Origin of the sequence: Mycobacterium conspicuum (assembly GCF_010730195.1) — a bacterium.
Taxonomy (GTDB): domain Bacteria; phylum Actinomycetota; class Actinomycetes; order Mycobacteriales; family Mycobacteriaceae; genus Mycobacterium; species Mycobacterium conspicuum.
In genome coordinates this window covers 2121888-2140609 of the sequence record NZ_AP022613.1, presented here as the reverse complement: position 1 = coordinate 2140609, position 18722 = coordinate 2121888, and the positions used below count along the sequence as shown (strand labels likewise).

Below are 18722 nucleotides of genomic sequence, written 5' to 3'. Positions count from 1 at the left end.
CATCGGGCTTTTGCGCCGCCGGCGCTTCGCCGGCGACCAGCGAAAACGCACGCCCGCCGGGCGATTGCGCCACCCGGGCGCGCGGCGGCGCTTTCCAATCCCGGTGAGTCGAATCCGGGCCGCGCACGTGGTCATGCGGCCGTCACGCGTTCCTCGGGTGGTTGCGGACCTGCAGGTTGTGGAAGGGGCGCTCAGGCCGCGGCCGTCAAATTCCGGCACCAAATCGATTGGCGCAAAAGGACTTACGCGACACCTGTGGTTGATGTGGCGACCGGGTTCAGGCCTCTCTGGCCGCCGCTCGCACGGCGCTGTCGCCGTTTCGCGCCGAAGCGTCGGACGAGATTTCGAAAACGGGCACCGCGGCACCCACCGCGGCCGTGGCCGCATTCCGCTGAGCCTCCATGCGGGCCAGGGCTTCCTGGGTAAACACCGACAACCCGAGATCACGGTTGTAGCCGTGGATCTCCTTGACGTCCAGCTGGGCCAGGAAGTAGACGATCTCCTTGGAGACCACCTGCCCCGGGACCAGCACCGGGAAACCGGGCGGGTAGGGCACCACGAACGTGGTGGACACCAGCCGCTTGCCCTCGGCGAGCCGCCGGCCGGCCGTGCCGATCAGCACGTACTCGCGGTCGGCTTCCTCGTACCCGGCGTAAAACGCCGCCCGCATGTCGCCGAACGAGCAGGCGTCCACCGGCCGGAAGGCGATGTCGAACTCGCTGAAGTCGGGCAGGTGCGGCAGGTCCTCGGTGATCTCCTCGACGCGGCGCTTGTGCAGGGCCCAGTCGGCCGCACTGGCCTCCTGCTGCTCCCGATCCAGATCGCTGGCCACCCGGCGCAGCACGTCGAGCAGATGGTGCACGCTCGACCAGGTGACGCCGATTGTGAAGATCAACAGCACGCTGTTGATCGACGTCTTGTTGATCTGGATGCCGAAGCGGTCCATCAGGATCTTCTCGCGGAAGTCGAAGCCGTTCATCCCGGTGTCGCCGATGAACAGGGTGACCCGCGTGGGGTCCAGCACGAACTGATCGGAACGCCAGGCCTCGTTCCACTCCGCCAAGGCGCCCTGCTTGACCTGCCGGTACGAGCTGACCGCCGAGGCCCGGAACTCCTCGGGCACCAAGTCGGATTCGTCGAGGATGCGGAACCAATTGCTGATCAGCCGGTCCTTGCGAACCCGGCCCCGGAACACCAGCGCCATGTCATAGACCTGCCGGACCAGCTGAAAACCCTCCATGTCGACCTGCCGGCGGGCCAGGTCCAGCGAGGCGAGCAGTTGCTGGTTCGGCGACGTCGAGGTGTGCGTCAAGAATGCCTCACCGAACGCGTCGCGGGCGCGCGAATTGAAATCCTGGTCGCGCACGTGAATCATCGACGCCTGCCGAAACGCCGACAGCGACTTGTGCGTCGAGTGCGTCGCGTACACCCGCACGCGCGCCTGAGCCGGATCGGGCAGCAGCCGGTGATCGGCCCACTCCGATCGCGGGATCCCCTCCATCGACGCGGCCCAATCCCGGTATTCCTCAGCGTATTCCGGCGACGCCAACATCTGCTCGAGGCGATCCGCCGAGATCATCGCGGTCCGTTGCCGCGCCCACGGCACGGCGGTGGCGAACGCGTACCACGCCTCGTCCCACAGGAAGCAGATGTCCGGCTTGATCGCGAGCACCTCCTCCATGACGCGCCGTGGGTTGTAGACGACGCCGTCGAAGATGCAGTTGGTCAGCAGCAGCATGCGGACCCGGTGCAGCTGCCCGGCCTCCTCCAGGTCCAGCAGCGCCTTTTTGATGGTGCGCAGCGGCACCGAGCCGTAGATCGCGAACTGCGGCAACGCATACGACTCCAGGTAGAGCGGATACGCGCCGGCCAGCACCAGCCCGTAGTGGTGCGACTTGTGGCAGTTGCGGTCGATGAGCACGATGTCGCCGGGTCGGGTCAGCGACTGCACGACGATCTTGTTGGCGGTCGACGTTCCGTTGGTGACGAAGTAGGTGTGGTCGGAGTTCCAGGTGCGTGCGGCCTTATCCATCGCCTTTTTGATGTTGCCGTGCGGATCCAGCAGCGAGTCCAGGCCACCCGAGGTGGTCGAGGTCTCGGCCATAAAGATGTTGCGGCCGTAGAACTCCCCCATGTCCTGCAACGACTTCGAGTTGAAGATGCTGGCGCCGCGCGCGACGGGAAGCGCGTGGAATTGGCCCACCGGCGCCGCCGCGTAGGCGCGCAGCGCATCGAAAAACGGTGTGGCGAAACGGTTTCGCAGACCCGAGATCACCGTGCTGTGCAGGTCGGTGACGTCGTTGAGCCGGTAGAACGTGCGGTCGTAGACGTCGGGCCCTTCGTCGTTGCCCGCCGCGATCGACTCGTCGGTGAGCAGATACAGGTCGATATGCGGCCGCAACTCCCTGATCCACTCGCCGCACTCCACCCAGCACGCGGCCGCGGTGGAGCTGACTTCGCCGGTCTCGTTGGGCCCCAACAGCGTATTCATCAGCGGCACCCGGTCGCGCGACCGCAGGCACAGGTCGTCGCGAATGATGGCCGCCTGGATCTCGCCGTTCAACGCGACCGCGGTGATGGCGTCCTCGACGCTGGACACGACGAGGAGCTCAAACTGCACGTCGTCGGCGGGGTCGTGCAGCGCGCGCAGGCACTCGGCCAGACTTTCCGGCGCGGTGACCGGGGCGTCGTCCGCCAACAACACGGTGTAGAACTGCTGCTGTTTGGCCCGCGCCACCAACTCCTGCTCCGCCAACGGCGCGGAGGTGTCGAAAAGCCCTGCGCGGTCGCCATATTCGCTCAGCAGCCGCACCGCCAACGACACCTCTTCGGACAGCCGCACCGTGGACAGGCTTTCCAGGTGAGCGCGGAAGGTCGCCAGGTTCTCGGCACCGGGGTACAGCCAGTACCGCTCGTAGGCGCCGATGCGGTCCATCAGTCGCTTGACCCGGGCCAGCTCGTGCGTCTTGTCCTGCCCGGCGAGGTCGACCTCGGCGAGCTGCCGGCAGGCGTCGTCGAGCAGGTTCCACGTGTCGATGCGCGTGTACGACGGGTTGGCCACGGCCGCCAGCGCGGACACGCGTAGTTGTCGCGGGCGACCACCGTTTCGATTCATGTCGTCACCTGTCCTTGGTGCATTCGTAAGTATCGCGCGCGGGACGCAAATAGTTACCGGGGACCAGTCGTCCGCAGGCGCGGTTTGTCGCGGCAGCTGTGATGCGGTACCGGGTTTCCATCATGGGACAGCAACCATTGTGTCCCGCTTGCCGCGCCCGCGCGGCACTTTACTTACCCGGGTGATCGGATCGGCCGATCAATCATCCACGTCGTCGCCTTCGACGAGGCGGCCCTCGTCGCGCGTGCTATGCACCCACCGCAAGACCGGAAGCTCCCAGCGCCGCGCGGGCAACTCGGTGACATCGGCCAGCGAACGCACCACGCCCTGGGTCAAACCCATGAGCGCGGCGATCACCGGTAGCAGCGGCTGCAGCGGCTTGGCCGCCGTTCGAACCGTGCTGATCCGATTCGCCACCACCACGCGTTCGATGCAGTGATACAGCCACGCCCCGACACCCAGCGCGAAGATCGACATCGCCGAGGCGACGATCGTCCACCCATAGGCCGCGCACACGACCGCCCCGACCACCACCGCGCCCGCCAGCAGGGCGGCGATGGCGAGACGGAGTTCCAGGCGGCTGATCAGGCGCCCTCCCGGAGGGCCCGGGCGGCGGCGCGGATTTGCGGCGTCACCAGCATGACCTGGCCCAGCACGCCGTTGATGAAGCTCGGCGATTCGTCGGTGGACAGTTCCTTGGCCAGCTCCACGGCCTCGTCGACGGCGACCGGCTCGGGCACGTCGTCGGCGTACAGCAGTTCCCACACCGCGACCCTCAACACGGCGCGGTCCACCGCGGGCAGCCGGTCCAGCGTCCACCCCTGCAGGTGCGAGGTGATCATGTCGTCGATGTGCGCGGCGTGCTCGGCGACCCCGCGGGCAACCGCGACGGTGTAGGGATGCAGCGCCGCGACCTCGGGCTTGGCCTGCGCCAACGCGGTGCGGACGTCGACCACCTCGACCGGGCTGAGGCCGCGGGCCTCGGCTTCGAAGAGCAGGTCGACGGCGCGCTTGCGGGCCTGATGGCGCCCCTTAACCGGCTTGGCCTGCTTTTCGTCGGGCATGGTCAGGCGTTGACTCGCCCCAGGTAGCTGCCGTCGCGCGAGTCGACCTTGAGCTTGTCGCCGGTGTTGATGAACAGCGGCACCTGGATCTGCGCGCCGGTCTCCAGGGTGGCGGGCTTGGTGCCCGCGCTGGACCGGTCGCCCTGCAGGCCCGGCTCGGTGTGGGTGACCTCAAGTTCGACGGTGACCGGCAGTTCGAGGTACAGCGGCGAACCGTTGTGGAACGCCACCTGCACCGGCATGCTCTCCAACAGGTAGTTCGCCGCGTCGCCGACCAGCGACTCGGGCAGATGATGCTGCTCGTAGTCCTCGCTGTCCATGAACACGAAGTCGGTGCCGTCGCGGTACAGGTAGGTGGTGTCGCGCCGGTCGACGGTGGCGGTCTCCACCTTCACCCCGGCGTTGTAGGTCTTGTCGACGACCTTGCCCGAGAGCACGTTCTTCAGCTTGGTGCGCACGAACGCCGGGCCCTTACCGGGCTTGACGTGCTGGAACTCGGTGATGGTCCACAGCTGTCCGTCGATTTCCAGGACGAGGCCGTTCTTGAAGTCAGCAGTGGTTGCCACAGTCGAGTCTCCTACAGGATCGCCGGTTAACTAGCGTGGTTGGTTCTTTGCCGCCGTCGCGGCGAACAAGTGCCGACGACTGTCGATTCCTGCCTGCGACGGCGGGCACCCGCTGGAGTTTACCCGGGCCCGGCGCCCGGATCGTCAGGCCCAACGGCTGCCCGCGGGCATTACTTAGCCGACTACTGTCGCCTCCGCGCGGCCGCCGGCCAAGGATGCCGTTGAGGCCAACATCCCCAAGAGGTGCGAGATGCCATTCGTCAGCGTTGATCCAGGCGTGATGGCCGCAGCGGCAACGGATTTGGCGGTCATGCGGCCGGGCGAAAGTGCAGTAGCGCACTACTGAGATCGTCGCACCCGACACGGGTGACGATTCCCCTCGTGCACAGCGGAACCTGAGAGGGAGCAACATGTCCTCGTACGTGATCGCGGCGCCGGACGCGGTGGCGGCGGCGTCGGCGGACCTGGCCGAAATCGGATCCACCATCAGATCGGCCCACACGGCGGCCGCGGGTTCGACGACCCAGCTGCTTGCCGCGGGCCGGGATGAAGTGTCCGCGGCGATAGCCAGGCTGTTCGGGGCCTATGCCCAGGACTTTGCGGCGCTCAGCGCTCGTACGGCGCTCTTTCACGACCGCTTTGTGCAGGCGTTGCACACGGGTGCCGGCGCGTACGCGTCCGGCGAGGCGGCCAGCGCATCGTCTTTGCAGTCTCTTGCGGTGTTCTCTCCGGTGAAGGCGCAGACCGGTCGTCCGCTGGTGGGCAATGGGGCCGACGGGGCGCCGGGCACGGGACAAAACGGGGGCGACGGCGGCTGGCTGTGGGGCAACGGCGGAAACGGTGGCTCCGGTGCAGTGGGCGGCGCGGGAGGCAACGGTGGGTCTGCCGGACTGTTTGGCCACGGCGGAAATGGTGGGCCCGGGGGAAATGCGGAAGGCTCTGGCTACTGGAACCCCGATAACCACGGCGGGAACGGCGGGGCCGGCGGCCTCCTGGGCGGTGGAGGCGGCGGTAACGGCGGCGCGGGCGGTACGGGCCTGGACGCCAAGCCGGGCTTTCAGGGCGGCCCCGGTGGGGCCGGCGGAGACGGCGGGACCAATAGGCAGCTGATGTTCGGGCACGGCGGGAACGGCGGCGACGGAGGGCGCGGCGGGAACGCCGGCGTCGGCGGCCTGGGCGGCACCGGCGGGACCGGCGGTAACAGCGCCGTCTACGGATTGTTGGGGCACGCGGGTCACGGCGGGGACGGCGGCGCTGGCGGCAACGGCGCCGTAGCAGGAGCCAGCAACTCGGCGCCCAACGCGGGCGGAGACGGCGGCTACGCCGGGGACGGCGGCAACGGCGGCAGGGCCGGACCGCTCGGGACGAACGGGAGCGGCGGCAACGGCGGCCACGGTGGAAATGGCGGCGCCGGCGGCGTCGGCTCCGCCGATGACGGCACCAACAACGCCACCTCCGGCGCGTACGGCGGTTGGGGCGGCGCCGGGGGCCACGGCGGCGACGTCGGCCACGGCGGCAGAGGCGGCACTGCGGGAATGGGCGGCGACGGGGGCGATGGCGGGGTCGGCGGCCAAGGCGGCGCCACCACAACCAGCGGTGACGTCGCCGGGGCCGGCGGGGTCGGCGGCTCCGGGGGCTTCGGCGGCGACGGCGGCGACGGCTACGCCGGCAGCCCAGGGGGCCACGGTGGCCGAGGCGGCGACGGCGCGCCCGGCGGTGTGGGGGGCAACGCGGTCGCAGGCGCAACCAACGGTGGTGGCGGCGACGGCGGCTGGGGCGGCGCCGGCGGCGCCGGGGGCGCGGGCGGAGGCGACCACGGCGGTCACGCCGGGAAGGGTGGCACCGGCGGTGATGGCGGGACCAGCGGTGCGGCCGGTGTCGCCGGCACCGGCGGCACCGTCGGCGCTCCGAACGCAGCGCAGCCGGGCACGGGCGGCTTCGGCGGATCGGGCGGATCCGGCGGCGCGACCTTGATCCCCGGCCACACCGGCGGGACGGGGGGTACCGGCGGCTCCGGCGGCCAAGGTGCCGCCGGTGTCGACGGCCCGATCGGCGTAGACGGCGGCAGCGGAGGCCCCGGGGGAGCCGGCGGACAAGGCGGAGCCGGCGGCTTCGGCTTCGCCGACGCGAAGAACGGCCACGGCGGCCAGGGCGGGGTGGGCGGCACCGGCGGCAGCGGCGGCGCCGGCGGTGCCGATAACGGCATCCGTGCCGGCGACGGCGGAGATGGCGGCGTCGGCGGCACCGGCGGCGCGGGTGGCATCGGCGGGCGCGGCGGCGGCACCGCCGGCACGGGAGGGTCCGCGGGTCTCGGCGGCCACGGCGGTGCCGGAGGGGATGGCGGCAACTCGCCCAACACCGACTCCGGCGGTGGCGGCGGCCGAGGCGGCGACGGCGGGGGCGGTGGGACCGGCGCCAACGGCCTGTTGTTCAACAGCCCCACCGGCGGCCACGGCGCACAGGGCGGCCACGGCGGCGTAGGTGGCGCCGGCGGTTCCAGCGCGCTGGGCACCGGCGGCACCGGCGGGACTGGTGGATACGGCGGCGTTGGTGGCGATGGAGGCGACGGCAACGTCAACGGTGGACACGGCGGCACCGGGGGCACGGGCGGAACCGGTGGCAGCGGGGGCGTTGGCTCTTCCGGCGACCCCGGAACCGACGGCACCGGCGGCGGTGCGGGACTCCCAGGCAACCCCCCCGCCGGCAGCACCCCCGGCGTCGGCGGAAGCGGCGGCGCCGCCGGCAGCGGCGGCGAGGGCTCCCCGTAGCGGCTACACCAGGGTCATCAGTTCCTTGGGAAACCGCGTCAACAACTCCGGGGCGTGCCCTTCGGCGGCCACCACCAGGGTGTCCTCGATGCGCACGCCGCCACGCTCGGGCAGATAGACCCCCGGCTCCACGGTCACCACCGAACCGGCCAGCAACGTGCCGGAGGACGTTGCCCCGATGCCCGGCGCCTCATGAATCTCCAGGCCGACGCCGTGTCCCAGGCCGTGGCCGAAGTTTTCCGCGTAACCCGCGTCGGCGATCAGCTTGCGCGCGGCCCCGTCCACGTCGCGCAACTCGGCGCCCGGATGCAGCGCCTCCCGACCGGCCCGCTGCGCGTCGGCGACCAGCTGATAGATCTCCAGCTGCCAGTCGGCGGCCTTGCCCAGCACGAAGGTGCGGGTCATGTCGGAGTGATAGCCGGCGACCAGCGCCCCGAAGTCGATCTTGACGAAATCGCCCGCCGCCAGCACCGCGTCGGTGGGCCGGTGGTGCGGGATCGCAGAATTCGGGCCGGCGGCCACGATGGTCTCGAAGGAGATGGCGTCGGCGCCGTGGTCGAGCATCAGCGACTCCAGCTCGCGGGCCACCTCCTTTTCCGTCCGGCCCGGCCGCAGACCACCACGATCGACCAGGTCGCCCAGCGCGGCGTCGGCCGCCTCGCAGGCCAACCGCAGCAAGGCCAGCTCACCGGCGTCCTTGACCTCGCGCAGCGCCTCCACGGTCCCGGAGGCACGCACCAACTCCGCCGAGCCGATCGCGTCTTTCAGCGCGTCGTAGCCATCCACCGTCACCACATGACTCTCGAAACCCAGCCTGCCCACGCCGTCGCCGGCCGCGCGACCGGCCAACGACCGCCCGACGGCCCGTTCGATGACGACCTCGAGCCCGGGCGCCTGCTGCGCGGCCTGCGTGCGGTACCGGCCATCGGTGGCCAGCACCGGCTCGCGATCGTCGGCATAGACCAGCAACGCGCCGTTGGAGCCGGTGAAACCCGACAGATAGCGCACGTTGATCAGGTCCGTGACCAGCATCGCGTCCAGCCCGGTGGCCGCGATTGCCGATTTGAGGTTGTGTCGACGCTGGGAATGTGTCACGGGTCTTGACGCTACTCGCTACGCTGAGACTCCATGAGGGACTGGATGCTGCGCGGATTGGTCTTCGCCGGTGCGATGGTGGTGCTCCGATTGGTCCAAGGGGCGATGATCAACGCCTGGCAGACGCAGTCCGGATTGATCAGCATTGTGCTGCTGCTGCTCTTCGTCATCGGGGTTGCCTTCTGGGGAGTCAGGGACGGCCGCGCGGACGCCACCGCGAATCCGGACCCGGACCGCCGCGCCGATCTGGCGATGACGTGGCTGCTGGCCGGCCTGGTCGCCGGGATCCTCAGCGGCTTGGTGTCCTGGCTGATCGCCCTGTTCTACACCGCGATCTACACCGGCGGGCTGCTCAACGAGGTGACCACGTTCGCGGCGTTCACCGCGCTCATCGTGTTCCTGCCCGGCATCATCGGCGTGGCCCTCGGCCGGTGGCGGGTGGACCGCAACGGTCCCCCGGTCGCCGAGCGTCAAGCCGACGAACGCGGTGCCGACACCGACGTGTTCTCCGCCGTTCGTAGCGATGACTCCCCGACCGGCGAGATCCCGGCCGCGGCGCAGACCGAGCAGCGCTCGGCCGTGGCTGTGGCCGATCGTGGCGCCGAGCGTGAGGCGCCGACCGAAACGATCGCCACCAGCGGCAGCGAGGCGCCCACCGAATCGTTCAACCTGCCCACCGGGTCCTGGGGCTCGTCGGGCAGCGAGGACAAGACCGAGGTGATCCGCACTCGTGACACCGAGAAAGACGATTAGCCGCTAGCCAGGTAGCGCAGGGCGAGCAGATAGCCCTGCACCCCCAGCCCGACGATCACACCGGTCGCGACTGGGCTGAGGTAGGAATGGCGCCGAAACTCTTCGCGCGCATGCACATTGGAGATGTGCACTTCGATCAAGGGGGCGCTCAGTTCGGCGCAGGCGTCGCGCAACGCCACCGACGAGTGGGTGAAGGCGCCCGCGTTCAGGATCACCGGTTCGCCCGCGTCGGCGGCCTGGTGGATCCAGTCCAGCAGTTCGGCCTCGCTATCGCTTTGTCGCACAACCGCTTTCAGCCCGAGCTCGGTGGCTTCGCGTTCGATCAGCGCGGCCAGCTCGTCGTGCGTGGTGCTGCCGTAGACATCCGGCTCGCGCTTGCCGAGGCGCCCCAGGTTCGGGCCGTTGATGACGTGCACCGTCATGACGCACCCACTTCGCTATACGCGGCCGCCAGCAGCGTCGGGTCCGGTCCCGCCAGCCGGCCGGGCTTGCCCAGCCCGTCGAGGACGACGAACCGAAGCACGCCGGCGCGAGTCTTCTTGTCGCCGCCCATGTATTCCAGCAATTGCGGGAACGCGTCCGCGTCGTAGCTGACCGGCAGGCCGATCGACTCCAGGATGGTGCGGTGCCGCAACGCGGTCGCGTCGTCGAGGCGCCCGGCGAGCCTGGCCAGCTCGGCGGCGAACACCAGGCCCACCGACACGGCGGCGCCGTGCCGCCACTGGTAGCGCTCCCGGCGCTCGATCGCGTGCCCCAAAGTGTGCCCGTAGTTGAGGATTTCGCGCAGTTCGGATTCCTTCTCGTCGGCGGCGACGACTTCGGCCTTGACCTTGACCGCCCGCACGATCAGCTCGGCCAACACGTCGCCCTTCGGGTCCAGGGCGGCCTGCGGGTCGGCCTCGATCAGATCGAGGATCACCGGGTCCGCGATGAACCCGGCCTTGACCACCTCGGCCATCCCGGCCACGATCTCGTTGTGCGGCAACGTTTCCAGCGTCACCAGATCGGCCACCACGGCGAGCGGCTGGTGAAACGCGCCGACGAGGTTCTTGCCGGCCTCGGTGTTGATGCCGGTCTTGCCGCCGACGGCCGCGTCGACCATGGCGAGCAGCGTGGTGGGCACGTGCACGATCGAGACGCCGCGCAGCCAGGTTGCCGCGGCAAACCCGGCGACGTCGGTGGCGGCGCCGCCGCCGAGGCTGACCAGGGCATCCTTGCGGCCAATTCCGATGCGGCCCAACACTTCCCAGATAAATCCGACGACGGGCAGGTCCTTGCCGGCCTCGGCGTCCGGGATTTCGATGCGGTGTGCTTCAACTCCCTTGCCGGACAGGTGCTTTCGGATCGCCTCCGCGGTTTCGGCGAGCACCGGTTGATGCAGGATCGCGACCTTGTGCCGGCCGGTCAGCAGTCGGTCCACCTCGTCGGACAGGTCGTGCCCGATGATCACCGGGTACGGCGGGTCGACGGCCACCTGCACGGTGACGGGTGCGCTCATTGGGCGGCCTGTGCCGGCGCCTGCAGCCGAGACACGATGTAGCGGACCACCGCGCCGGGATTGCGGCGGTTGGTGTCGACCCGCATGGTGGCGACGCGCCGATACAACGGAGCCCGGTCGGCCATCAACGCGCGATATTTCGCGGCCCGGTCCGGGCCGGCCAGCAGCGGCCGCACGGTGTTGCCGCCGGTGCGCCGCACGCCCTCGTTGGCGTTGATCTCCAGATAGATGACCGTGTGCCCGGCCAGCGCCTCGCGGACACCCGGGGTGGTGACGGCGCCGCCGCCGAGCGACAGCACGCCGTCGTGCTCGGCGAGCGCGGCGCGCACGACGGCCTCCTCGATGCGCCGGAATTCCTGCTCCCCGTCGGCGGCGAAGATGTCGGCAATGGTTCGGCCGGTCCGCTGCTCGATGGCCACGTCGGTGTCGAGCAGATCGACCCCGAGCGCCTTGGCCAGTCGCCGCCCGATCGTGGACTTGCCCGAGCCCGGCAAGCCGACCAGTACCGCCTTGGGCGCCATCAGGCGGTGCCCCGCGCGGCCGGCGCTTCCCGATCGGCGACGGCACGCCGGTAGGCCTCGATGTTGCGGCGGGTTTCGGTCAGCGAGTCGCCGCCGAACTTCTCCAGCGCCGCGCGCGCAAGCACCAGCGCCACCATGGTTTCGACCACCACGCCCGCGGCCGGCACGGCGCACACGTCGGAGCGCTGGTGGATCGCGACGGCCTCGTCTCCGGTGGCCAGGTCGACGGTGGCCAGCGCCCGCGGCACGGTGGAGATCGGCTTCATCGCCGCGCGCACCCGCAGCGCCTGGCCGTTGGTCATGCCGCCTTCCAGCCCGCCGGCCCGGTTGGTCGAGCGGATCACCCCGTCGGGACCGGGATACATCTCGTCGTGCGCGGCGCTGCCGCGGCGGCGCGCGGTCTCGAAGCCGTCCCCGATCTCCACGCCCTTGATCGCCTGGATGCCCATCACGGCCGCGGCCAGCTGGCTGTCGAGCCGGTTGTCGCCGCTCGTGAACGAGCCCAGCCCGACCGGCAGGCCCAGCGCCACCACCTCGACCACCCCGCCGAGGGTGTCGCCGTCCTTCTTGGCCGCCTCGATCTCGGCGATCATGGCTTGCTCGGCCGCCTTGTCGAACGCGCGGACCGGGCTGTCGTCGATCGCGGGCAGGTCTTCGGCCCGCGGCGGGGGCCCGTCGTAGGGCGCCGACGGGCCGATCGCGATGACGTGGGAGAGCACCTCGACGCCGAGCGCCTGACGCAGGAACGCGCGCGCGACGGTGCCGGCCGCGACGCGGGCGGCGGTCTCGCGGGCGCTGGCCCGCTCCAGCACCGGGCGGGCGTCGTCGAAGCCGTACTTGAGCATGCCCGCGTAGTCGGCGTGGCCGGGCCGAGGCCGGGTCAGCGGTTCGTTGCGCGCCGAGTCCGCCAACTCGGCCGCGTCGACGGGGTCGGCGGCCATCACCGTTTCCCACTTCGGCCACTCGGTGTTGCCGATCTCGATCGCGATGGGACCGCCCAGCGTGATCCCGTGGCGGACGCCGGACAGCATGGTGACCGCGTCGCGCTCGAATTTCATCCGCGCCCCGCGGCCGTAGCCCAGGCGGCGTCGGGCCAGCTGGTCGGCGATCTCGGTGGACGTGATCTGCACGCCGGCGACCATGCCCTCGACGACGGCCACCAGCGCCCGGCCGTGCGATTCCCCGGCAGTGATCCAACGCAACACCCGAATATTCTCCCACGCCGTAATCCGCTGGCCCGCGAGCGTAACCGGGCCGCGAGTTTCGGCTCGGATTTTCACAGTGTGGTTACGCTCGCGCAGCAGTAGCCAGCCCGATGGCCAACGCGGTGGCCAGGCACATCGACGGGCCGTGCGGCACGCTGCGCATTCCACGGAACAGCGCGAACAGCGCGGTCAGCAGTGGCGCGGCCAGCGCGGCGAGAAACCAGGCGCCGACACCGAAACAGCCGGCCAGCCCACCGAGACCGATCGCGAGCTTGACGTCGCCGGCTCCCATTCTCGTCGGCGCCGCCAGGTGTACCAGCAGATACACCGCACCTAGCGCCGCCGCGCCGGCCAGCGCCGGCAGCCCACCGGCCAGCAGAATCGCCGCCGCGGCGGGCAGCGTGAGCGCGTTGGGCAGCCGTCGCTGCCGGATGTCGTAGGCGCTGAGCAGCACCATCCACAGCAACGCGGCACAGGCCAGCACGCGCTGCAGGCTAATCCAATGCGGCTGCCATCGCCGCTCGCGGCGCCGGTTGCCCTGTGAATAACTCCACCTGCGCAAACGCCTGATGCAGCAGCATCTGCAGGCCGCTGATCACCCGACCGCCCGCGGCACCGACGGCGGCGGCCAGCGGGGTCGGCCAGGGGTCGTAGACGGCGTCCAGCAGCACCGGGATGGCGGCCAGCGTGCCGGCATACCGCGCCGCGACCTCGGCCGGGATGGTGCTGACCAGCACCTCCGCCCCGGCCACCTCCTCGGCGAGCGCCGCGCTGTCCAGCGCGCAAAATCGGGTCGGCGCGCCGATGCGGGTGCCCAGGTCCACCAGCCGCGCCGCCTTGTCCGGATCCCGCGCCACCACGGTGATGCCGGGGACGCCGTGTTCGGCCAGCGCCACGACGGCCGCCGGCGCGGTGCCGCCGGATCCGCACACCAGCGCGCGCCCCGCGACCGGACCGAGGGCCCCCGCCACGCCGTCGACGTCGGTGTTGTCGGCGCGCCAGCCGCGCCGGGTGCGCACCAGCGTGTTGGCCGACCCGACCTGCTCGGCGCGCGGAGTGTGCTCGTCGGCGAAGCGCAGCGCGGCGAACTTGCCCGGCTTGGTCACCGACACCCCGACCCACTCCGGACCGAACCCGCCGACCAGCGCCGGCAGCTCCTCGGCGCCGCACTCGATGCGCTCGTAGGTCCAATCGTGCAGGCCGAGCGCGCGATAGGCGGCCAGATGCAGCTGCGGCGAACGCGAGTGGGCGACCGGCGATCCCAGAACCGCTGCTCGTCTAGCGCGCGCTGTCGAGGACACCGTTGTGCTTGGCCAGCTCGATGTTCGCCAAGTGCTGTTGATAGTCCTTGGTGAACAGCGTCGTGCCCTGCTTGTCGATGGTGACGAAGTACAGCCAGTCCCCCGGCTCGGGATGCATGGCGGCGTGCAGCGCGTCGACACCGGGCGAGCAGATCGCGGTGGCCGGCAGCCCCGGGGACACATAGGTGTTCCACGGCGTCTTCTGCGCCCGGTCGGCGTCGGTGGTCGCCACCTCGCGACGGTCCAGCGGATAGTTCACCGTGGAGTCGAACTCCAGCGTGTGGTGGATGTGCAGGCGGTTGTAGATGACCTGCGCCACCTTCGGAAAGTCCTGCATGTCGGCCTCCTGCTGCACCAGCGACGCCACCACCAGGATGTCGTACGGCGACAGGTGCAGGGATTGCGCGGTGTCCACCAGCCCGGATCGGGTGTATTCCTCGGCGCCGGCGCCGATGAGACCGGCCAGGATGCTGACCGGCGAGGCCGTCGGGTCGACGTTGAAGGTCCCCGGCGCGATCAGGCCCTCGATCCGGCGATGGTCGCTGCCCAGCTCGTTGGCCGGCTCGATCGCCCAGGGCGGCACCGTCAGCTCGATCAGGCTGCTCTTGGCGGCGGCGTTGCGCAGGTCGTCCACCGCGACGCAGCGCTTGTTGCCGTCGAGGTCCACGCAGGTCGCCCGCGAGATCAGCGTGAGGATCCCGGGGTTGACCACGTTGGTCTTCATGTCGGTGGTGTCGTCGAGCTGTCGTCCCTCCGGGATGACCAGCTTGCCCACCCGGTTGTTGGGATCGACGAGTCGGGCCACCGCGGAGGCGGCCGGGATTTCGGTGCGGGTCCGGTAGAAGCCGGGCTGGATCGAGGTCACCCCCGCGACGCCGTGCGCCGCGTTGACGAATGCGCGCACGGTGGCGACCACGCCGTGGTTGTGCAGCGTCTCGCCGATCGCGGTGGTCGAGTCACCGGCGTGCACCTGAATCATGATGTCTTGCTTGCCCGGTCCGCTGTAGTCGTCACCGCCACCGAAGAGGGTGTGCCACAGCCGCAACCCCACGACGGCGGCCGTCAGCAGGACCACGATGAGCGTGCCGAGCGCCAGTCGGCCCGCGAAACGCCGCCGGCGCTGGCCGCGCTCGGCGCGCTTGCGGGCCAGGCGGCTCATCGTGTGCCAGGGCGGGCCGACCTCCTCGGGCTCGGCACGTTCCTGGCGCACGCCGTCAACCACGCGCGGCGTCTTTCACGTCTGCCGCGCGCCGTTGGTCGAGCCAGCCCTGCAGGATCGCCACGGCCGCGGCCTGGTCGATCACCGCTCGTTGCTCCTTGGCGCGTACCCCGGCCTCGCGCAGGGATCGCTGCGCGCTGACGGTGGTCAGCCGCTCGTCGGCGAGGCGCACCGGGGTCGGTGCGACGCGGACTGCCAGCGCCTCGGAGAGTTCGATCGCGTCGCGCGCTGCGGGGCCGGTGCGGTCGGCCAGCGTCCGCGGCAGCCCGACGACCACCTCGACGGCCTCGAACTCGGCGGCCAGCGCGGCCAGTCGGCGCAGGTGCCTGCCGGTTCGCTCGCGGCGCACCGTCTCCACCGGGGTCGCGAGGATGCCGTCCGGGTCGCTGACCGCCACGCCGATGCGGACCTTGCCCACATCGATGCCGAGGCTTCTCCCGGGACGCACTCAGCTGACCCGCTTGATCTGATCGCGTACCGCGGCCAGGGCCGCCTCGATGCCGGCCGGGTTCTTTCCCGAGCCCTGCGCCAGGTCGGCCTTGCCGCCGCCGCGGCCGTCGACCGCCGCGGCGAGCTCCTTGACCAGGTCGTTGGCGCTCAGGCCGAGGTCCTGGGCGGCCGGGTTGACGGCGACGGCGTACGGCACGCCGTCGCCTTCCGTGTCGGCGATCAGCGCCACCACCGCGGGGTCGCTGCCGAGCTTGCCGCGAATGTCACCGACCAGGGACCGCAGGTCGCCCGCCGTCATGCCGGCCGACATCCGTTGCGCCACCACGCAGACGTTACCGATCCGCTCGGCCCCCGCCGCGGCGTTGGTCGCGGCGGCCCGGGCGTTGGCCTGCCGGGCGCGTTCGAGCTCCTTCTCGGCGGCCTTGAGCCGTTCCACCAGGTTGGCCACCCGGGCGGGCACCTCCTCGGACGGCACCTTCAGCGACGACGCCAGCCCGGCCATCAGCGCACGCTCCTTGGCCAGGTGACGGAACGAGTCCAGCCCGACGTAGGCCTCCACGCGGCGCACCCCGGAGCCGATCGAGGATTCGCCGAGGATGGTCACCGGACCGATCTGCGCCGAGTTGTGCACGTGCGTGCCGCCGCACAGCTCCAACGAGAACGGTCCGCCGATCTCCACCACCCGGACCTGGTCGGGGTAGGCCTCGCCGAAGAGCGCCATGGCCCCCCTCGCCTTGGCCTTCTCCAGCTGCTCGGTGAAGGTGTGCACCTCGAAGTCGGCCTGCACCGCCTCGTTGGTGACCTCCTCGATTTGGATGCGCTGCTCTTCGCTCAGCGGCCCCTGCCAGTTGAAGTCGAAACGCAGATAGCCCGGCCGGTTCAGCGATCCGGCCTGAACCGCGTTGGGCCCCAGCACTTGTCGCAACGCGGCGTGCACCATGTGGGTGCCGGAGTGGCCCTGCGTGGCGCCGCGGCGCCATTCCGGGTCCACCGCCGCGACGACGGTGTCGCCCTCGACGAACTCCCCCGACTCGACGTTAACCCGATGCACGTGAACGGTTTTGGCGATCTTCTGCACGTCGGTCACCGCCGCCTTGGCGGCACCGCCGGATCCGGTTCCGGTGATGGTTCCGGCGTCGGCGATCTGACCGCCGGACTCGGCGTAGAGCGGGGTGCGATCCAAAATCAGCTCCACCCGATCGGCGCCGCCGTCCGCGCCGTGCGCGACCACCGGAACCCGCTTGCCGTCGACGAAGATGCCGAGAATCCTTGCCTCGGAAGTCAATTCGTCGAACCCGGTGAACTCGGTGGGGCCGGCGTCGACCAGCTCGCGATACGCGGTCAGGTCGGCGTGCGCGTGTTTGCGCGCGGCCGCGTCGGCCTTGGCCCGCTGGCGTTGCTGCAGCATCAGCTCGTGGAAGCCGGTCTTGTCGACGCTCAGGCCGGCCTCGGCGGCCATCTCCAGGGTGAGCTCGATCGGGAAGCCGTAGGTGTCGTGCAGGGTGAATGCGTCCGAGCCGGAAACCACCGTGGCGCCCGACTTTTTGGTGGCGCCGACCACGTCCTCGAACAGCTTCGAGCCCGACGCCAGCGTGCGGTTGAACGCGGTCTCCTCGGCGACGGCGATGCGGTGGATCCGGTCGAAGTCGCTGACCAATTCGGGGTACGACGGGCCCATCGCGTCGCGCACGGTGGCCATCAGGTCGCCGACGATGGGCTCCTCCGGATCATCCAAGCCCAGCAGCTTGGCCGAGCGAATCACCCGGCGCAGCAAGCGGCGCAGCACGTAGCCGCGGCCGTCGTTGCCGGGGCTGACCCCGTCGCCGATCAGGATCGCGGCGGTGCGGCTGTGGTCGGCGATGATGCGGTAGCGGACGTCGTCGGCGTGGTTTCCGACGTCGTAGCGGCGCGGGGCGCGCGATTCGACCAGGTCGATGACCGGGCGCACCAGGTCGGTCTCGTAGACGTTGTGCACGCCCTGCAGAATGAACGCGACCCGCTCGACGCCCATGCCCGTGTCGATGTTCTTCCGCGGCAGCGGGCCGAGGATTTCGAAGTCTTCCTTGGAGCTTCCCTCGCCGCGCTGGTTCTGCATGAACACGAGGTTCCAGATCTCGATGTACCGGTCCTCGTTGGCCGCGGGTCCGCCCGCCACCCCGAACTCGGGGCCCCGGTCGTAGTAGATCTCCGAGGACGGTCCGCACGGCCCGGGGATGCCCATCGACCAGTAGTTGTCGGCCATGCCGCGGCGCTGGATCCGCTCGGCCGGCAGGCCGGCGATCTCCCGCCACAGTTGGACGGCCTCGTCGTCGTCGAGATACACCGTGGCCCAAAGCTTTTCGGGGTCTAGGCCGTATCCGCCCTCCGAGACGCTGTTGGTCAACAGGTCCCACGCCAGCGCGATGGCCTCGCGCTTGAAGTAGTCGCCGAACGAGAAATTGCCGGCCATCTGAAAGAAGGTGTTGTGCCGGGTGGTGATGCCGACCTCGTCGATGTCGGGGGTGCGGATGCACTTCTGGATGCTGGTGGCGGTGGCATACGGCGGCGTGCGCTGCCCCAGGAAGAACGGCACGAACTGCACCATGCCGGCGTTGACGAACAACAAATTGGGGTCGTCGAGGATCACCGACGCGCTGGGCACCTCGGTGTGGCCGGCCTTCACGAAATGATCAAGGAACCGCTTCCTGATCTCGTGTGTCTGCACTTCTTCCACTTCTTCCTGTTGCTTGCATTCCCCTGGATGCCCAGCGTAGGGCGCTAACCATCCAAAAAGCTCAACCGCACCGACCGCCGCGGATTGTCCCGATTCAGGTCGACCAGCACGATACTTTGCCAGGTGCCCAGCTGCGGCTCGCCACTCAAGACCGGCACCGTCACCGACGGCGCCACGAGGGCCGGCATCACGTGGTCGGCGCCGTGCCCTTCGGAGCCGTGCGCGTGCCGGTACCGGTCGTCGCGCGGCAACAGCCGTTCCAGCGTGTCGACCAGGTCGTCGTCGGAACCCGCGCCGGTCTCGATGATCGCCACCCCGGCGGTCGCGTGCGGGACGAACACATTGCACAGCCCGTCGCCGTAGGCGAAACAGAACCTGCGCACCGCATCGGTGAGGTCCACGATGCGGCGACGGGCCGTATCAACATCCAGCACATCGGTCTGCATCTCGCCAA

17 protein-coding genes are annotated in these 18722 nt (G+C 70.2%); 2 read left to right on the top strand and 15 right to left on the bottom strand.

The features are described from left to right. Positions 1-277: 277 nt before the first annotated feature. The 4 genes from G6N66_RS10415 to efp form a co-directional block, all read right to left on the bottom strand. Entirely contained in the window at positions 278-3115 is a 2838-nt protein-coding gene (locus G6N66_RS10415; RefSeq protein WP_085232529.1) for an aminotransferase class I/II-fold pyridoxal phosphate-dependent enzyme, read from the bottom strand. 198 nt (positions 3116-3313) lie between these two features. Next, positions 3314-3700 (bottom strand): antitermination protein NusB, encoded by a 387-nt coding sequence (locus G6N66_RS10410; RefSeq protein ID WP_085232587.1) that lies wholly within the window; start codon positions 3698-3700, stop codon positions 3314-3316. Further along, the gene (gene nusB, locus G6N66_RS10405) at positions 3700-4179 is read right to left on the bottom strand and encodes a transcription antitermination factor NusB (RefSeq protein ID WP_085232528.1); all 480 of its coding nucleotides are present in this window, start codon (positions 4177-4179) and stop codon (positions 3700-3702) included. The genes G6N66_RS10410 and nusB overlap by 1 nt, the downstream gene beginning before the upstream one ends. A 2-nt stretch (positions 4180-4181) precedes the next feature. Beyond that, positions 4182-4745, bottom strand: coding sequence for an elongation factor P (efp, locus tag G6N66_RS10400; protein ID WP_085232527.1), 564 nt, complete (start codon positions 4743-4745; stop codon positions 4182-4184). A 410-nt stretch (positions 4746-5155) separates the two neighbouring features. Here efp and G6N66_RS30015 point away from each other — a divergent pair, with 410 nt between their 5' ends. Continuing rightward, positions 5156-7513 (top strand): PE family protein, encoded by a 2358-nt coding sequence (locus G6N66_RS30015; protein ID WP_085232526.1) that lies wholly within the window; start codon positions 5156-5158, stop codon positions 7511-7513. 3 nt (positions 7514-7516) lie between these two features. On the opposite strand, the gene G6N66_RS10380 is transcribed toward G6N66_RS30015, so the two are convergent. Next, on the bottom strand, positions 7517-8608 hold the full coding sequence (locus G6N66_RS10380; RefSeq protein ID WP_085232525.1) for a M24 family metallopeptidase: 1092 nt from the start codon (positions 8606-8608) through the stop codon (positions 7517-7519). Between the two features lie 33 nt (positions 8609-8641). Between G6N66_RS10380 and G6N66_RS10375 the strand changes: the two genes are divergently transcribed. Continuing rightward, entirely contained in the window at positions 8642-9361 is a 720-nt protein-coding gene (locus G6N66_RS10375; RefSeq protein ID WP_179968267.1) for a B-4DMT family transporter, read from the top strand. Here the strand turns inward: G6N66_RS10375 and aroQ are convergent. From aroQ to G6N66_RS10325, 10 genes are all read right to left on the bottom strand, one after another. Further along, complete coding sequence (gene aroQ, locus G6N66_RS10370) at positions 9358-9783, bottom strand: type II 3-dehydroquinate dehydratase (RefSeq protein WP_085232524.1); 426 nt, start codon at positions 9781-9783, stop codon at positions 9358-9360. The two genes, G6N66_RS10375 and aroQ, sit on opposite strands and share 4 nt — an antisense overlap. After that, positions 9780-10859 (bottom strand): 3-dehydroquinate synthase, encoded by a 1080-nt coding sequence (gene aroB, locus G6N66_RS10365; protein WP_085232523.1) that lies wholly within the window; start codon positions 10857-10859, stop codon positions 9780-9782. The genes aroQ and aroB overlap by 4 nt, the downstream gene beginning before the upstream one ends. Further along, complete coding sequence (locus G6N66_RS10360; RefSeq protein WP_085232522.1) at positions 10856-11380, bottom strand: shikimate kinase; 525 nt, start codon at positions 11378-11380, stop codon at positions 10856-10858. Before G6N66_RS10360 ends, aroB begins: the two co-directional genes overlap by 4 nt. Next, positions 11380-12585 (bottom strand): chorismate synthase, encoded by a 1206-nt coding sequence (gene aroC, locus G6N66_RS10355; protein WP_085232521.1) that lies wholly within the window; start codon positions 12583-12585, stop codon positions 11380-11382. The genes G6N66_RS10360 and aroC overlap by 1 nt, the downstream gene beginning before the upstream one ends. A gap of 82 nt (positions 12586-12667) precedes the next feature. Beyond that, positions 12668-13069 (bottom strand): prepilin peptidase, encoded by a 402-nt coding sequence (locus tag G6N66_RS10350; protein WP_232079267.1) that lies wholly within the window; start codon positions 13067-13069, stop codon positions 12668-12670. Positions 13070-13079: 10 nt separating this feature from the next. Then, the gene (locus G6N66_RS10345) at positions 13080-13886 is read right to left on the bottom strand and encodes a shikimate dehydrogenase (RefSeq protein ID WP_085232520.1); all 807 of its coding nucleotides are present in this window, start codon (positions 13884-13886) and stop codon (positions 13080-13082) included. Continuing rightward, a complete protein-coding gene (mltG, locus tag G6N66_RS10340; protein ID WP_139825161.1) occupies positions 13864-15045 on the bottom strand; it encodes an endolytic transglycosylase MltG in 1182 nt (393 codons plus the stop codon). Before mltG ends, G6N66_RS10345 begins: the two co-directional genes overlap by 23 nt. A gap of 55 nt (positions 15046-15100) precedes the next feature. Next, the gene (gene ruvX, locus G6N66_RS10335; RefSeq protein WP_085232518.1) at positions 15101-15553 is read right to left on the bottom strand and encodes a Holliday junction resolvase RuvX; all 453 of its coding nucleotides are present in this window, start codon (positions 15551-15553) and stop codon (positions 15101-15103) included. Then, complete coding sequence (alaS, locus tag G6N66_RS10330) at positions 15554-18259, bottom strand: alanine--tRNA ligase (protein ID WP_085232584.1); 2706 nt, start codon at positions 18257-18259, stop codon at positions 15554-15556. It abuts the gene before it with no gap. Positions 18260-18312: 53 nt separating this feature from the next. Beyond that, positions 18313-18702 carry a secondary thiamine-phosphate synthase enzyme YjbQ gene (locus G6N66_RS10325; RefSeq protein WP_179968344.1) on the bottom strand — a complete coding sequence of 130 codons (390 nt, stop codon included), beginning with the start codon at positions 18700-18702 and terminating at the stop codon, positions 18313-18315. Between the last annotated feature and the right edge of the window lie 20 nt (positions 18703-18722).

Excerpts from the sequence above, each read along its gene's own strand:
- G6N66_RS10415 (WP_085232529.1), bottom strand. The coding sequence starts at position 3,115 with ATGAATCGAAACGGTGGTCGCCCGCGACAACTACGCGTGTCCGCGCTG.
- nusB (WP_085232528.1), bottom strand. The coding sequence starts at position 4,179 with ATGCCCGACGAAAAGCAGGCCAAGCCGGTTAAGGGGCGCCATCAGGCC.
- G6N66_RS30015 (WP_085232526.1), top strand. The coding sequence starts at position 5,156 with ATGTCCTCGTACGTGATCGCGGCGCCGGACGCGGTGGCGGCGGCGTCG.
- G6N66_RS10375 (WP_179968267.1), top strand. The coding sequence starts at position 8,642 with ATGAGGGACTGGATGCTGCGCGGATTGGTCTTCGCCGGTGCGATGGTG.
- aroQ (WP_085232524.1), bottom strand. The coding sequence starts at position 9,783 with ATGACGGTGCACGTCATCAACGGCCCGAACCTGGGGCGCCTCGGCAAG.
- aroB (WP_085232523.1), bottom strand. The coding sequence starts at position 10,859 with ATGAGCGCACCCGTCACCGTGCAGGTGGCCGTCGACCCGCCGTACCCG.
- G6N66_RS10360 (WP_085232522.1), bottom strand. The coding sequence starts at position 11,380 with ATGGCGCCCAAGGCGGTACTGGTCGGCTTGCCGGGCTCGGGCAAGTCC.
- mltG (WP_139825161.1), bottom strand. The coding sequence starts at position 15,045 with ATGAGCCGCCTGGCCCGCAAGCGCGCCGAGCGCGGCCAGCGCCGGCGG.